The organism is Acinetobacter sp. 197 (assembly GCF_048148385.1).
GTDB lineage: Bacteria > Pseudomonadota > Gammaproteobacteria > Pseudomonadales > Moraxellaceae > Acinetobacter > Acinetobacter pecorum.
Map to the genome: position 1 here is coordinate 182,234 of NZ_JAYWZK010000003.1, position 15,688 is coordinate 197,921.

The following is a 15,688-nucleotide window of genomic DNA, read 5'->3' on the forward strand; positions in this document are numbered from 1 at the left end:
TATTTAAAGCTGATTATTGATGATAAGGCTTCCTTAAGCGCTTTTTGAGGGAACGTAAAAGGCGACTCATTAATTTGGACAGGTAAAACCCATTTATTCCCAAATTTAAGCACTGGTATAAAAGTCGATTATGCTCATTTTTGATTAATTTGCCAGAAAAAGGCAATTGCTGAATTTGTTGAGAAAATTTTTTCCAGTTCAGTTTTGCAGTCTGCTTATTTTTGTATTTGGTACTTTGATGGATATAAATATAAAAAAAATGCATTAATGGAATGATAAAAATCGCCTGTACCTTGGTTTTCTCAATGAGTATTGGAATAAGTTGTTCGAGACAGGCCAGCGACTTATCAATATTAGCACCTTGTTTAGAGTTTGTAGCACTACTTGAGCGTATCCGGTATCCATATAAGGGTTTAGGAATCGTATAAAATGATGTGGCTTTTATCATTATACTTGGAATGGTTGCTGCATCTTCATAGTGAGTTAGTTCTGGGAATTTAGTATCTTTAAACAGGCTGGTTTTATAGACATGAATTCCAGAAAACCAGCGATTATAGTTGAAAATTTCAATGAGAGCATTTTCACTGCTGGGTAAATTACTAATCTGTTGATTGACAATGTGAGGAATAAATTGATCAGTACTTGATTTTAAATCTTCAGAAAGCTTTTTATATCCAAAACTCACTACATCTACATTATTTAAAAGAGCTAAATTTATCTCTTTAACGTAAGTCTCTAAAAGTACATCGTCTGGATCCACGAAAGTAAGATATGTACCTTTTGCATGTGAAATACCGAGATTCCTAGCAGAACTGACACCTGAATTTTTCTGTTGAAAGATTCTGATATTTTTTACGAGAGATTTAGGTTGCTGATTCAAATAATCTTTTAAAATTTCAATAGAATGATCTGTTGAGCCATCGTCAATACATAGAATCTCAATCCGATCATCTAACTGGTCGATGATGCTTTGAAGACAGTCAACAATATACTTCTCAACATTATAAATGGGGATGATGATAGTTAAATAAAGCATTTTAGTAATGATCATTCTTGATAAGGTTTAAAAATTTATTAACCATCGTTTCATTTGAGAGCAGTTTTTTCTCAAAAGAAGTACGATAGGTTTGATTCAGATTTTGATCTATTTTCTCTGCCAATTCATCTATATTTTGGGGAGTAACCAAATTTTCTTCTAAATTTGCGATGCTCAATTGGTGAGAAATCGCATCGCTTACATTATAGGCAATTACAGGAACATCAAGGTAAAGTGCTTCTGAGATGACTAAACCATAACCTTCACTGCCCGAGCTGGAAATTAATAACCGACTTTGCTGAATATATGGATACGGATTGTTGACCCATCCCATAAATTCTACGCGACTTTCAATATTTAGTTGTTTACATAAATCCTGTAGTGAAGGCTTTAAATCACCCTCTCCTACAATCAGCAGGTTTTTCGCTTTTTGAGATTTTGCAAATGCCCTGATAGCATGTTCTGGCTGTTTTTCCTGGCTTAAACGACCAACAAATATGCAATCCCAGATCTTTTGGGCTTCTATTAATTTTTGTTGCTCAATATGTTTTATATCAAGACCATTATAAATTGTTAAAATTTGTGAGTGGGGTAATAAGTGCTTATAATCTTTTTCCAGATTCTGGTTAACGGTAATAATATTTTTTCCGTCAAAAAGTTTAATAAAATATTTCTTATCGAGATAATGTCTTCGGTATTCTTTATACCATCTGAAAGGATTATTGGTCTGTTTTCTGGATGATTTGAAAATCTCGCCATGTATCCATAACCATATATTTCCACTGATAAAATCGGAAAGACAGAATGCAAATGCATGCGATAAAATAATAAGATCCGGCTGTATATCTGAAATTATTGTATTAATCTTTTCTATATCGGCTGTTGGTGTTTCTCGTTTTCTGAGTAATTTACCTGAACAAATACACTGATTAAAACTTTCTTGTATGAAGTTAAGATTCGTGGGAATGTCCATTTTAATCTCATGATGATTTAATGGTACAACCGTGACTTGATGCCCAGTCTTTTCTAAATTTGTAGCGGTATCAAGAAGAATTTTTTCTGCACCCCCTCCTTTAAGATGATCCACTATAAATAATATATGGTATTGATTAAATTCTTTTTTCATCAGACGCTATAGATTTATTAAGTAGAAATTTATTGATAATCTTTATTATAAAGATTTTTACGCATGTCTTGTAAGGCTCTCCACTGATTATATCCTGACAAATACTGTTTTAGAGTGATATAAATCACACTTTCTGTTTTTGATTTAAGATATTGACAGAGAAATGTAAATCTTTTGATGAAAGGTCACCGTAAATTGGGGCGGTCACAATATCATAACCTGCTAATGTACCGTGTCTAAGGTAATTTGGCCTGATCACTGAATATTGATTTTTTAGATGCCATTTGATAAATACAGACTGTTTTGATTTTTAAAGCTGCTTAAGCACCAGACGTCAGATTATTTTCATCAGCTTTATAACCCGCATGTATAAGTCATAATGGCGTCTATCGCTTTCGAAGAGTTGTAGTACTGCTATTTTGCGTGCCTTGGCATTCAACGACAGTCATCACTATGATTATCCATCCGAACCAAAGGGTGTAAGCTGCAAAAGTATGGCTCCTTTGCATGATGCTTATATATTGATTATAAAGTTAGCTATATCTGTATACGGGTACTTACACTTAACACTCCGGCTAGAACAAAAATACCTCAATAAGAAGAAAAATTTCTGATAAAAGCAATAATAAAGGCTTAGTTAAATTTGAGTGAAGAAAAAAATGAGTTCAAGCTATCCTTATGTGTTATCTATCATTATCCCTGTATATGGGGTAGAGGACTATATTGAAGCTTGTATTACATCATTATTACCCCAGCTGAGTTCAGAGGTCGAATGCATTATTGTCGATGATGGCTGTAAAGACCGTTCAATAGAAATTTTGGAAGCCTATCTTGCTACCCATTCATCTCAGGCCAAGATCTGTATTATCCACCAAGAAAATCAGGGTCTTAGCATGGCGCGTAATAATGGTTATGCGGTGGCGAAGGGGCAGTATATTGCCTATCTGGATTCTGATGATTATGTTGAGCCTCATTTTGTAGCGCGTATTTTAGAGGTCATTAGGCAGGCACCAGAGGTGGAATTAATTCACTTTAATGCACTGATGGAAAATAAACAGTATGGGACTAAACCGCTGGTACTGGCTGAACAGACAGGCTTGGTTTATGCCGATACAGATTATTTAAAACGCGTGTTTCTTAAAAACTATTGGTATACATGGTTAAGAGTGTATAACCGTAAACTTTTAAAGGACTTTCAGTTTCCACCAAATCATTTCTACGAAGACATGCTGTCGATTCCATTCCTGTATCGTAAAGGCCTCATCATTTATGAAATTGCCGAGCCTCTGTTCAGGTACCGTTACAGGGCAGACAGTATTACCAATGGTGAAATTAAGCCAGAACATATCAAGAGTCTGGAATATGGCTTAAGCCTGTATAGAGATAAGTTAGAAAATCCCTATTTCCAGATATTGTATGAGCACCTCATTTTGGCCCTGTTTGAACGGAACCTTAAACTGGGTTTTGCTATCTACAGCAAATTTTTACATCGTATTCATCACGATCTGGATTATTTCCAGGATAAATTACAGCATTTGAACCGGGAAAAGCGACTGATGCTACAATATCCAAAACTGTTCTACTGGTATAAAAACTGGCTCAGTTCGCGACGGTCTATCTTCTGACAATTATTACACCACATAATTTTAATGAGTCGGTTTATAAAGATTAACACCGCCTGCTAGACGTCTGAATCTCTTGTAACCCCACAAATACTGTTCTGGCGCGACATTAATCATACGCTCCATTTCTTTATTTAAAGTATCTACAGAAAGCTGTAAATCTTTCGATAAAATATCGTCAGAAATTGGGGTCACCACAATATCATAGCCTGAAAGATCCTTGCGTCTGAGGCAACTCAGCCCGACCACTGAACATTGTGTTTTAGCTGCCAGTTTGGAAAGCAAGGTAGAAGATAAAGCGTTCTGGCCATAAAAATAAGAATAAATTCCCCCGGATTCTTTAGGAACATGGTCTGGCAAAATTGCAGAAAAACCACCTTGCTTAAGATGCTTAAACACAGCACGTACACCAGAATCATCTGTTGGAACAAGGGTCGCCTTGAGCCGTTGTCTGGCTTGCAGCATAAAACGATCGATGTCTTCATTCTTGCTGGGTTTGTACATAATCACAGGAGAGGTGTGTTGATTCACCCAGACATTCAACAGCTCCCACGTACCAAAATGTGGCACCACGGCCAAACAGCCATGAGGATTTTGCAAAGCTTGCAGGAAAATATCTTCGCCATGCACATCCTGAATTAAAGACAGCGCGTATTCAGGAGATGAGCCCCAAATCTTGACTGATTCTGCATAGGTCATGCACTGACTTTTCAGACTGCGTTTTGTTAAATCAGCCCGTTCAGCTTCAGATAGGTCAGGGTAGGCAGATGCCAGATTAATCTCTGTCACCTGGCGTGCAGAAGAATGGCTGAGATACAAAAGAGATCCGGCCAGTTGTGCAAGATTTTGAATGAATCTTAACGGAAGCTTGGAGAAATTTTTGAGTATGGTGTACATGTGATCCAGACGGTCAGATTATAGATCTTTATCCGGATTGCCCTTCAGCACCATATAAATCAAACCCACAAAAATCAGCAGGGCACCTAAAATACTACTCAGGCAAAAATATACAATACGGTCGTTGGTATCGAGATTGAACAGATTGTTGGCAAGGATATAGCGCATGAACAGCCATTGAACCACTGAAAATACAATAAGCATAATGCTGCGATTACGAACTGCAGGACGCATAGCCATTGCTAATTACCTTAGATTAAAAACTATGGCTATTATGCCACTGTTCCAGATGCGACTCAATCTTACAAAAAAGCCCCACTCAAGGCAGGGCTTTTTCACTTAAAACGTCAAGAATTATTCTTGAGATTCAGCTTTTGGTTTTTCACGCAAGCGAATACCAAGGTCACGCAGTTGGTTTGATTCAACTGGTGCTGGTGCTTGAGTCAATGGACATTCAGCAGTTTTGGTTTTCGGGAATGCAATTACGTCACGAATTGAAGATGCACCTGTCATCAACATCACCAGACGGTCAAGACCGAAGGCCAGACCACCATGGGGAGGCGCACCATAACGTAAGGCATTTAGCAAGAAGCTGAATTTCTCTTCTGCTTCTTCTTCAGAAATACCTAATGCTTCAAAGATGGCTTTTTGCATTTCAAGGTTATAGATACGCAGTGAACCACCACCGATTTCAGTACCATTCAATACCATATCGTACGCAACCGAAAGTGCAGCACCTGGGTTATTCTTCACTTCTTCAACGCTTGATTTAGGCAGCGTGAACGGGTGGTGAACAGAGGTCCATTTGCCGTCATCTGTTTCTTCGAACATTGGGAAATCAACGACCCAAAGCGGAGCCCACTCGCAAGTCGCAAGATTCATGTCATGACCGATCTTCACACGAAGCGCGCCCATTGCATCATTTACAACTTTGGCTTTGTCCGCACCAAAGAACACGATATCGCCATTTTCAGCGCCCACACGTTTCAATAGATCCAGCACGATTGGCTCGATGAATTTCACGATTGGAGATTGTAAGCCTTCGATACCTTTTTCAAGTTCGTTGACTTTGATATAAGCCAAACCGCGTGCACCGTAGATGCCTACAAATTTGGTATATTCATCAATCGCGCTACGTGGGAGTGAACCAGCACCCGGTACACGAAGTGCAACGATACGGCCTTTAGGATCTTTAGCAGGACCTGCGAATACTTTGAACTCAACGTCTTGCATCAAGTCTGCAACGTCAACCAATTTCAAAGGAATACGCATATCTGGTTTGTCAGATGCATAGTCACGCATTGCATCGTTGTATGTCATACGTGGGAATTTATCAAACTCAACGTTTAGAAGTTCTTTGAACATCTTGATCGTTAAAGTTTCCATTAAATCCATGATGTCATCGTCACTCATGAACGATGTTTCGACGTCGATTTGTGTGAATTCAGGCTGACGGTCAGCACGCAAGTCTTCGTCACGGAAACATTTAGCAATTTGGTAGTAACGATCTATACCACCCACCATCAACAACTGTTTGAACAGCTGTGGAGACTGTGGTAGTGCATAGAAGCTACCGTTAGATACACGGCTAGGCACTAAGTAGTCACGTGCACCTTCAGGAGTCGCACGAGTCAAGATCGGAGTTTCAACGTCCAGGAAACCATTGTCCTCGAAGTAGTTACGAATCAGGTTAGTCAATTTAGAACGGAAACGTAGGCGATCTAGCATTTCTGGACGACGGATGTCCAGGAAGCGGTATTTCAGACGAATTTCTTCAGAAATATTGGTGTTTTCGTCATTCAGCGGGAATGGCGGAGTTTCAGACGCAGCAAGAACTTCAATTTCTTTACCCAGAACTTCGATTTGACCACTCACCATATTGGCATTTTCTGTGCCTGCATAACGGCGACGTACACGGCCTGTAATTTTTAAGACAAATTCTGAACGTACTTTATCAGCAGTTGCGAATGCTTCAGGAGTATCCGGGTCAATGACCACTTGAACAAGACCATCACGGTCACGCATGTCAAGGAAGATGACACCACCGTGGTCACGGCGACGGTGCACCCAACCGCATAATGTTACGGTCTGGTCAATTTGAGCTTCGGTTAAAGAACCGCAGTAATGAGTTCGCATCATAGCGTTAGAAATCCAACTATATGGTTTAAGGTCAGCGAATACGTAAACAGCGTACCGCTTTGAGTAAAGTTAAGATTATGCCTCTTTGGGCATGTTGTCACAAGAACTTGAGTCAAAAACAATATTATTTTACGGTGAAAGAACCTGGAGCCAGTGCTTTATTTAACCCATCCGGCGATCTCTGTCCAAAAATAAAAACAATAAACAACCCAGACTGAAGGTGATCAGAAAGCCCTGACTAAATTCATTGATCGAGCGGCCAGTAAAATAGTACAGATCCGATCGCCAGACATCTGTAGGAATATAGCGCGCATAATCCCAAACAGAAAACAGGCCGGTCAATACAGAAAACAGAACTAAGCTCCACGCAAACACTTTGATTTTTCGGCTGACTGCCAGATATTGCTGATGCTTTTTATAGTAGTGCACACTCATCCACAGCATAAACGGCAAAACAATCACGGATGTGCCGATCTGTAAAATCCGATGCAAGGGATAACTGTTGCCAAACAGCTGAAACTGTTGGGCTAAAAAATCATGAAAGGCAAAAGTACGAAAGTCGACATGCGTTAGTCCATCCCAGATTAAATGGCTTGCTGTACCGACAATCAGTGCAAGACAAACTGCCAAGAAAAACTTTAATGCTGAAAGGATGCTGCAAATATTTAACTCATGCTGAATACCGATGAAACGGTAAATGGCTGGGCGATATAGACCATACCAGATCATGCAGAAAACAAGTCCGATCCACAGGTCAGGATGTATCAGTGAAGACCATAAATGCGTGATATTTGAATTGCTCGAAGTAAAGAGACGATATAAATCGGGCACCATACAGCCAATCGCCAGTGCAGCAATCGGAAGCCGGTTTCCGCTTAAACGTGAAATGGGGGGAGCAAGCACAGCATGCGATAAGGTAAAGGGCATAAAAATAGTGTTTTTAATGTAATAAAAAATATTCAAAAGACATTCTAATAAAATATTCAGCTCATTATCGTAAAGGATTGCAAAAATAATGAAATGTTATATTATAACATTCATCCAAAATACTGAATTTGAGCTTCGGTCATGTCCTTTCCTAAGAATCTAATAACACTGTCAATTTTTGCTATAGCTGCGCCTACGGTATTTGCAGAACAAACTTTATCTTCAATACCTGTACAGACTTTGGATACCATTCAGGTGCAAGCTCATCCATTGGTGCAAACAGCGGCAGATTTTGCGGTTGCAGATCATGTTGTAGATCAGAAAGCGCTGTCTGAACGGGCGACGACCATTGGTGATGCCTTGGCAGATGAGCTGGGGGTTTATTCCAATCAGTTTGGCAGCGGTGCCAGCCGTCCCGTTATTCGTGGTCAGGATGGCCCACGCATAAAAGTATTGCAGCATGCGTCTGAAACAGCGGATGTGTCCACTTTGTCTCCTGACCATGCTGTCACCGTTGATCCGATTCTTGCCAAACAGGTTGAAGTGATTCGTGGTCCATCTACGCTACTTTATGGTGCCGGTACAGTCGGTGGTCTGGTAAATGTCACCGATCAGAAAATTCCGACCCAAATGCCTGAAGATGGTCTGGAAGGTACAGTGGGTCTACGTTATAACTCAGGCAGTGACGAGAAACTGGCGAGTGCTGGTGTGACAGCAGGTATTGGTGAAAGCTTTGCTTTGCGGGTAGAAGGTTCAAAACGTAAAGCTAATGATTATATTGCTCCGGATTATGTGGTCGAAGAGCCGCATGGAGATCACTCCCATTTTCATAAAGAACGCCGTGTAGGCAATACCTTTGCCGAAGGACAAACGGTGAATATTGGCGGTTCATGGATTCATGACCGTGGTTTTGTTGGTCTGTCTTATAGCAACCGTCAGGATCAGTATGGCTTGCCCGGTCATAGTCATGAATATCATGGCTGTGAAATTCATGGAGATCATTTTCACTGCCCAAAACCAGATGAAGATGAGCACGATCATGAAGAAACAGCTGGCCCTTGGGTGGATTTAAAATCCGAGCGTTATGAGGTGCGTACCGAACTGGAGCAACCATTTGCCGGTGTTGAAAAACTGCGTGCGCATGCCAGCTTTACTGACTATGAACATGATGAGCTTGAAGAAAGCGAAGTGATCAGTAATTTTAAAAGTAAGGGCTATGACGGCCGTTTAGAACTGGTGCATGTGCCAGTTGCAGGCTGGGAAGGGGTAGTTGGAACCCAGCTTTCACAGCAGAAAATTAATTTATCCGCTCCAGAATCCCATGGCCATGACGAGCATGATGATGAAGGACATGAGCATGATCATAGCGAACACGCTGGTCATAATCATGATGTGTTCATGCCAGACACCAAAACCCAGAAATACAGCTTATTTGCTTTGGAACATAAACAGTTTGGCGATGTGCATGTCGAGTTGGGCGCACGCGTTGAACATCAAAAAGTGAAAGTGGATTCTGAGCAGAAAGATTATTCAGGCACTGGCGTATCTGCATCTGCTGCGGCCAACTGGGAATTTGCACCGAACTACAAGCTTTCTGTGGTGGGATCACATCAGCAGCGTTTGCCTTTGGCCCAAGAGCTGTACGCGGATGGCCTGCATTTTGCCACCAATACGTATGAACTCGGTAACCCTGATCTCGATAAAGAAACTTCAAATAATCTTGAATTGGGTCTGCATTATGAAGGCGATCAGCTGGATTACCATGTGCATGTGTATCACAACTGGTTCGATGATTATATTTATGGCGAAACAATAGCGCAGAAAGGTAATTTACGCGGTGTGCAGTATACCCAAGACAAAGCCAGATTCTATGGGACTGAGGCACAGGCAGGTTACCAGATCAATGACATGTATAAAGTCAGTGTTTTCGGTGACTATGTGCGTGGCAAGATTGAAGCTGAGAATGCACCACGTGTACCCGCGGGTCGTTTAGGCACCAAAGTTGAAGCAGACTTTGCCGATGGCTGGTCAGGTCTGGCTGAATATTATCATGTCTTTAATCAGGACAAGATTGCCAGTTATGAAAATGAAACCCAAGGCTACAATATGGTGAATGTTGGCTTAAGTTATGCCAATAGCATCGCAGATAAAAATGCTTACCGGGTTTATTTCAAAGCCAATAATCTGCTTGATGATCAGGTGTATTCACATACTTCATTCCTGTCCAATATTCCTCAGGTGGGTCGCAACTTTACCGTCGGCCTGCAGTATGATTTCTAATATATTCATAAACTAACAGGTCAAATCAAATAGAGATCACTGAAATCTACTTGAAAAATCATCAGATAAAACCTAGCCTGAACATATTGGGTTAGGTTTTTTCTTATGCGTATCTTTCAACGAATTCACAATAAACTGAACTGGTCGACTCGCCGTTATGCGGCCTTAGCCATCAGTCTGCTGGCAGTCAGTTATCTGGCATCTGCCATTTATCATACTTATAAGCCTTTACCGGAAGGCTTGAATTACACGGGCAAGCTGCGTCATGCCGAAGTCAAGTTTCTGGCCGATCAGACCTATCTGGATGCAGAAGGAAAACAGCATCTGGATCATCGCATTTTCAATGAAATGCTGAAAATGATTGAAGAGGCCAAATCACTGATTGTGCTGGATATGTTTTTGTTTAATCAGCAAACCGGAACCTCGAAACAGGAGCATCAGGCATTGAGTCAACAGCTGACGGATGCTCTGGTCAGTAAACGTCTGGTACAGCCCGAGGTGGAAATCAAGTTTATTACTGATCCGATCAATTCGGTCTATGGCGGGGTCAAGTCCGAACAGTATCGGGAGTTGCGCCAGCACGGCATCGATGTCATTGAAACCAATCTTCTTCCTTTACGGGCTTCCAATCCGGGCTGGTCAGGCTTCTGGTATTTATGTTGCCAGGGCATTGGCAATAACCCGGAAAAAGGCTGGTTACCAAATCCATTTGGACCAGAAAAAATTACCCTGCGCAGTTATTTTGATTTATTTAACTTTAAAGCCAATCATCGTAAAACTTTAGTGGTGGATACCGATCAGGGCTGGAAAGCTCTAGTCACCTCCATGAACCCGCATGATGGCAGTTCACGGCATTCCAATATTGGCTTGTTAGTCTGGGGGACTACAGCCGTAGACATTCTGAAAACGGAACAGTCTGTAGGCATGATGTCACATGCCAATATGCCAGCGATCGTTGCGGGGGATTTTCAGGCAGAGAATACCCAGCCACAGGTGCAGGTGCTGACAGAAAAAGCCATTTATGACGCGATTCTGAACCTGATCCAGACGGCAAAAGCCAATGAACAGATTGATCTGGCGATGTTTTATCTGTCTGAACGCAAAATTATTAAAAGCCTGATCGCGGCTCATGATCGTGGTGTCAAGGTTCGGGTTTTGCTCGATCCCAACAAAGATGCTTTTGGCCGTGAAAAGAACGGGATTCCAAACCGGCAGGTGGCTTGGGAACTGCATCAGGCTGGCATTCCGGTACGTTGGTGTAATACCCAAGGGGAGCAATGTCATAGCAAGATGATCATCAAGCGTAATACCCAGCAAGCTGAAATGATTTTAGGTTCAGCCAATTTCACAGCCCGTAACCTGAAAAACTATAATCTGGAAACTGATTTGCGTGTAGTTGGGTCATCACAGGCGAGTGTGTTCGTCGATGCCCAGCGTTATTTTAATAGTTCTTGGTCGAACCAGAATGGCCAAAAAGCAAGTCTTGATTATGCTGCCTATCAGGATGATTCACGATGGAAATACTGGCTGTACCGCTTTATGGAATGGAGTGGCTGGTCGACGTTTTGATTTTAAATTCCTCCTGACCTCTCTTTAAAAAATGGGAGGAAAGTCCCTCTTTGAAAAAGAGGGACTTAGGGAGATATTTTATGATCAGCTTTTTGATTCTGGATTTGGCGGAACCAGCTGATCCAGCTCTTTATCCGTTAATTGATCCAGTTCAGAAATATCAGTTTTAATTTTCCATTGGGTTTCATCATCGACCGGATTGGGTAGACGCGCTTCTAGCCAGTCACAGACCACGTCTGGCGGGAAATCAGCGTGATTACACTGGATCACCCAGGACAGGAAATCTTTGGCAACCCCATTCATGTACGGTGGAGGTGATACGGGAAGAAACTGAGTCGGAAGACGTTCATTTTTAGAAATATAATTTAGGACATGTCCCAGCTCTTGCACAGTTTGCCACGCCAGCGGATGATCTACATTAATCTGAAATTTAAACCACCATGCTTGTTTGCCATCTGAGCCATAGCTATCAATTCGCTCTTTCTGAACACTCGGCACTTTAGAAAAATATTCATATAAACGATCGAAATTTAAATCAGCCACGGTATTCAACTCGAAACATTAAAAAAGCAATTTTAGCATAAAGCAGCCGCCTGCCGATGTGCCTGCCAGAATGAAAACATGCAAGCGCATTACAAAAAATTGCAGGTCCTACAAGCTTATTCATATTTCCTGCATTTATTTTGTTTAAAATATAATCAGGATATTTAGAGGAAGCTCAAATGAAAATAGTATTATCGGGTGCAATATTCGCTACATTGCTATTGGGAGCTTCTGCACAGAGTATGGCTGGAAATGCCTGGGTGGGCTACAGTGGTGTAGACCGTTCTGTACCGAATTATCGTAGTGCACCACGACCTTATGATCCACCACGGCAGCATCATCCGCAACGTCCGGTGCCACCGCGACCACATTACCCGCAACACCCATCACATTGGGGTTATCCGCCTGCGCAGAGTCAAAGCGGCCTCAATATTCAGTATCAGGCACCGACCACTATTTATCAAAATTCGAATAGTTATAGCTGGGTCAATGGTGATCCGAATGTTGCCCGGATTGAAAGTTCGAGATATACGGTAATTACCGATTGGCAGCGTTTAGGGTTACCAGCACCACCGCGTGGCAGCTACTGGATTTATGAAAACGGACGCTATGTGCTGATGTCAAATCGTTAAACTGTTCTAAATTCTGAACGGATAATTCAGTTATAAACGTAAATAACCAGAAAGACCAAAATAGTTTCCTCTCCCGTGAGGAGAGGTTACTTGAGATCAATAGTCCTAAACCCTGAACGAGGCTTAAGTATTACTTTAAGCTGAAGTGCAAAAAAAGAGGGCTTAAAAGACTATGCCAGTTCATCATCTTCTGGACGTGGCGTTTTGCCGGGCGGTAGGGGCTTTTCACTATGTTTGTCACGCATCACCGATGGATAGGTCCATGAAGCATAACGCACCACCAAGATTGCAAAAGCCAGAATCAGGATTGAACCGGTAATAATGACCAGATCCATGCTGGCCTTATGGGTATGTTGAATATCTGCAATCAGCAAACGGGTCAGGGCGGTAATCGCAATATAAATCAGGAAGCGTACCGGCATATGGTTGGTCTTGAAATAGATGCCGACCATGGCGCCAAGTTCCAGATAAATAAACAGTAAAAGAATATCGTCAATGGTGGCGAACTGTTTGACAGTCAGAATATCGATGACGGTATGGCCCGCAGACCAGATCACCATACAGCCAATAATAAACAGGGCAATATAATGAAAGCTTTCTACAGCAAGATTACCGAAACGGTCGAGGAGGGCTTCAAATTTTTCAATTTTCGAACGAGATATGGACATATTATCCTCCTGATTTTCCATGTGATATAAACGATAGTTACAGAATAACGTGCAAAGATCATGCACAGAATGATTGAATGAAAAATAAAGATTAAATTATTTGAACTTTTGCGCTTTTTTTAGACTAAATTGCTATATTGTATGGGTGGTACATTGAATAAATAGGAGAAAAAAGTGTTAGATAAAATTCAAACAAAAATTAGCCAATTAGAAGCCGGAAAAAAATTAATCCTCGGCGTAGGCATTAAGGCTGAAGATATGCAAAAGGTGGTGGAACTGTGCGAGTCATTGGAGTCTGAGGGGAATATCAAAATTGTGAATAAACATCTGAATCCGAAGAGTAATAATCAGCCAGATACCTTATTGATTCAAAAAGTTTAATTGTTGCATTTTCATAAAAAACGCCTGCTGATGCAGGCGTTTTTTATTGCAGATTTTCAGTTTAAGCTTGAGTCGTGAAATAATCTTCAGAGAAGTTCATGATGACGTCAGAACCTGATTTCACTTTAGTAATGCGTAATGCCAGTTCAGGCAAAATGCGTTGCACAAAATAACGTGCCAGAGCGAGTTTATTTTGATAGAACTCACCCTCTTTGTTTTTCGCTGCATTGGCAATGCGCGCGAACATATAAGAGAAGCTCAACAGACCTACAGCGTGCAGATAGTCCACTGCAGTCGCATTCGGAAAGTCATGGCTTTCTCTTGCTGCTTCCAGAATGTACTGAGTCACTGATTCAACTTCAGTCGCGGCATCCAGTGTGGCATCTTTAATGAAGTTCAGGTCCGCATCCAGACTATTGGCAAAGTCACGGATTTCAGAGATATATTCAGAGATATATTCGCCGCCACATTTAATGGTTTTACGGCCGATCAAGTCTTGTGACTGTACGCCATTGGTGCCTTCATAGATCTGGGAAATACGCAGGTCACGGATACATTGCTCTAGACCCCATTCACGGATATAGCCATGACCGCCGAAGACCATTTGCGCATCCAGAGTCGCCTGGAATGCGGTATCCGTTAAATACGCTTTCGCGATTGGTGTTAATAGCGCAACACGGTCATTGGCTTTTTTCACCGCTTCAGGATCAGTCGAGAATTTGGTGATATCCAACTGTTGACCTACATACACGGCGAATGCACGTGAAGCTTCATTATTGGCACGTACATTCAGCAGCATACGGCGTACATCACCATGCACTAGAATACTGTCCGCAGGTTTGTTTGGCGACTGAACGCCAGCCGCACTACGGCCCTGTAAACGGTCTGTGGCATATTGCGCAGCATTTTGGTAAGCAAACTCAGAAGCGCCCAAGCCCTGGATACCCATTGACAGACGTTCATAGTTCATCATCACGAACATTGCCGCCAGCCCTTCGTTTTCTTTACCAACCAGGTAACCTTTCGCATCGTCGAAGTTCATCACACAAGTCGCAGATGCCTTGATCCCCATTTTATGTTCAATTGAACCAGGGCCAACCGGATTACGCTCACCTAGTGAACCATCTGCATTGACCAGGAATTTCGGTACGATGAACAGGGAAATACCACGAGAGCCGGCAGGCGCATCAGGCGTTTTTGCAAGAACTAAATGAATGATGTTCTCAGCCAGGTCATGGTCACCGCCAGTAATGAAAATCTTGGTACCAGTAATGCTATAAGTACCATCATCATTACGTTCAGCTTTGGTCTTGATAATACCAAGATCGGTACCTGCATGCGGTTCAGTTAGACACATGGTACCTGACCATTCACCAGAGTAAATTTTAGGCAGGTAAGTTTCTTTTTGCGCTTGAGAACCATAACTGTTCAGTGCCATACCAGCACCCACTGAAAGAAGCGGGTAGAGCATGAAAGATGGATTGGTGGCAAAAAGCATTTCATCTGACAGAACGGTCAGCATTTTTGGCATTTCCTGGCCGCCCCATTCAGCATCAGCACCCAGGCCGATCCAGCCGCCCTCAGCATATTGTTTGAATGCTTCTTTAAAACCAGCAGGTGTGGTGACATTGCCATTTTCATATTTTGCACCTTCTTCATCACCTGTACGGTTCAGAGGAAGCGTGACATTTTGTGCAAACTTCGCCATTTCTTCAAGAATAGCTTCTGCTGTAGCAGTATCCAAGTGGGCAAGGTTTTCATTGGCTTGCCAGAACTGTTCTGCATTGAAAACATCGTTCAGAATGAATTTCATGTCAGCAAGTGGCGCGTTATAAATTGGCATAGTGTGTCACCTGTTTTATTGTTTG

The 15,688-nt window shown here is 41.8% G+C and carries 14 protein-coding genes; 5 read left to right on the forward strand and 9 right to left on the reverse strand.

Annotation, left to right across the window (positions count from 1 at the left end; all coding sequences use genetic code 11):
- Positions 1–13 precede the first annotated feature (13 nt).
- Positions 14–1,036, reverse strand: a complete 1,023-nt coding sequence (locus VXQ11_RS04895) for a glycosyltransferase family 2 protein (protein WP_416705547.1) — start codon at positions 1,034–1,036, stop codon at positions 14–16.
- A 1-nt stretch (position 1,037) separates the two neighbouring features.
- Positions 1,038–2,162, reverse strand: coding sequence for a glycosyltransferase (locus VXQ11_RS04900; RefSeq protein WP_416705548.1), 1,125 nt, complete (start codon positions 2,160–2,162; stop codon positions 1,038–1,040).
- Between the two features lie 659 nt (positions 2,163–2,821).
- Here VXQ11_RS04900 and VXQ11_RS04905 point away from each other — a divergent pair.
- A complete protein-coding gene (locus VXQ11_RS04905) occupies positions 2,822–3,787 on the forward strand; it encodes a glycosyltransferase family 2 protein (protein ID WP_416680364.1) in 966 nt (321 codons plus the stop codon).
- A gap of 21 nt (positions 3,788–3,808) precedes the next feature.
- Here VXQ11_RS04905 and VXQ11_RS04910 read toward each other — a convergent pair whose 3' ends face one another.
- The 4 genes from VXQ11_RS04910 to VXQ11_RS04925 form a co-directional block, all read right to left on the reverse strand.
- Complete coding sequence (locus tag VXQ11_RS04910) at positions 3,809–4,681, reverse strand: lysophospholipid acyltransferase family protein (RefSeq protein WP_416680363.1); 873 nt, start codon at positions 4,679–4,681, stop codon at positions 3,809–3,811.
- Between the two features lie 18 nt (positions 4,682–4,699).
- The gene (locus tag VXQ11_RS04915; protein WP_004278319.1) at positions 4,700–4,921 is read right to left on the reverse strand and encodes a hypothetical protein; all 222 of its coding nucleotides are present in this window, start codon (positions 4,919–4,921) and stop codon (positions 4,700–4,702) included.
- 114 nt (positions 4,922–5,035) lie between these two features.
- Positions 5,036–6,820 (reverse strand): aspartate--tRNA ligase, encoded by a 1,785-nt coding sequence (gene aspS, locus VXQ11_RS04920; RefSeq protein WP_064094750.1) that lies wholly within the window; start codon positions 6,818–6,820, stop codon positions 5,036–5,038.
- Positions 6,821–6,982: 162 nt separating this feature from the next.
- Positions 6,983–7,747: a DUF4184 family protein gene (locus tag VXQ11_RS04925; protein ID WP_144724112.1), complete on the reverse strand. Its 765-nt coding sequence runs from the start codon at positions 7,745–7,747 to the stop codon at positions 6,983–6,985.
- 141 nt (positions 7,748–7,888) lie between these two features.
- Here VXQ11_RS04925 and znuD point away from each other — a divergent pair, with 141 nt between their 5' ends.
- Together znuD and VXQ11_RS04935 are read left to right on the forward strand one after the other, a co-directional pair.
- Positions 7,889–10,027, forward strand: coding sequence for a zinc piracy TonB-dependent receptor ZnuD (gene znuD, locus VXQ11_RS04930; RefSeq protein ID WP_191730405.1), 2,139 nt, complete (start codon positions 7,889–7,891; stop codon positions 10,025–10,027).
- A gap of 105 nt (positions 10,028–10,132) precedes the next feature.
- Positions 10,133–11,596 carry a phospholipase D family protein gene (locus tag VXQ11_RS04935; RefSeq protein WP_191730406.1) on the forward strand — a complete coding sequence of 488 codons (1,464 nt, stop codon included), beginning with the start codon at positions 10,133–10,135 and terminating at the stop codon, positions 11,594–11,596.
- Between the two features lie 84 nt (positions 11,597–11,680).
- Here VXQ11_RS04935 and VXQ11_RS04940 read toward each other — a convergent pair whose 3' ends face one another.
- Entirely contained in the window at positions 11,681–12,139 is a 459-nt protein-coding gene (locus tag VXQ11_RS04940) for a hypothetical protein (protein WP_064094746.1), read from the reverse strand.
- A gap of 179 nt (positions 12,140–12,318) precedes the next feature.
- Between VXQ11_RS04940 and VXQ11_RS04945 the strand changes: the two genes are divergently transcribed.
- The gene (locus VXQ11_RS04945; protein WP_416705549.1) at positions 12,319–12,771 is read left to right on the forward strand and encodes an RcnB family protein; all 453 of its coding nucleotides are present in this window, start codon (positions 12,319–12,321) and stop codon (positions 12,769–12,771) included.
- Between the two features lie 170 nt (positions 12,772–12,941).
- On the opposite strand, the gene VXQ11_RS04950 is transcribed toward VXQ11_RS04945, so the two are convergent.
- Positions 12,942–13,439 (reverse strand): phosphate-starvation-inducible protein PsiE, encoded by a 498-nt coding sequence (locus tag VXQ11_RS04950; RefSeq protein ID WP_064094744.1) that lies wholly within the window; start codon positions 13,437–13,439, stop codon positions 12,942–12,944.
- Positions 13,440–13,613: 174 nt separating this feature from the next.
- Here VXQ11_RS04950 and VXQ11_RS04955 point away from each other — a divergent pair, with 174 nt between their 5' ends.
- Positions 13,614–13,820, forward strand: a complete 207-nt coding sequence (locus VXQ11_RS04955) for a hypothetical protein (protein ID WP_004278311.1) — start codon at positions 13,614–13,616, stop codon at positions 13,818–13,820.
- Positions 13,821–13,881: 61 nt separating this feature from the next.
- On the opposite strand, the gene VXQ11_RS04960 is transcribed toward VXQ11_RS04955, so the two are convergent.
- Complete coding sequence (locus VXQ11_RS04960; RefSeq protein WP_416680356.1) at positions 13,882–15,663, reverse strand: acyl-CoA dehydrogenase C-terminal domain-containing protein; 1,782 nt, start codon at positions 15,661–15,663, stop codon at positions 13,882–13,884.
- Positions 15,664–15,688 lie beyond the last annotated feature (25 nt).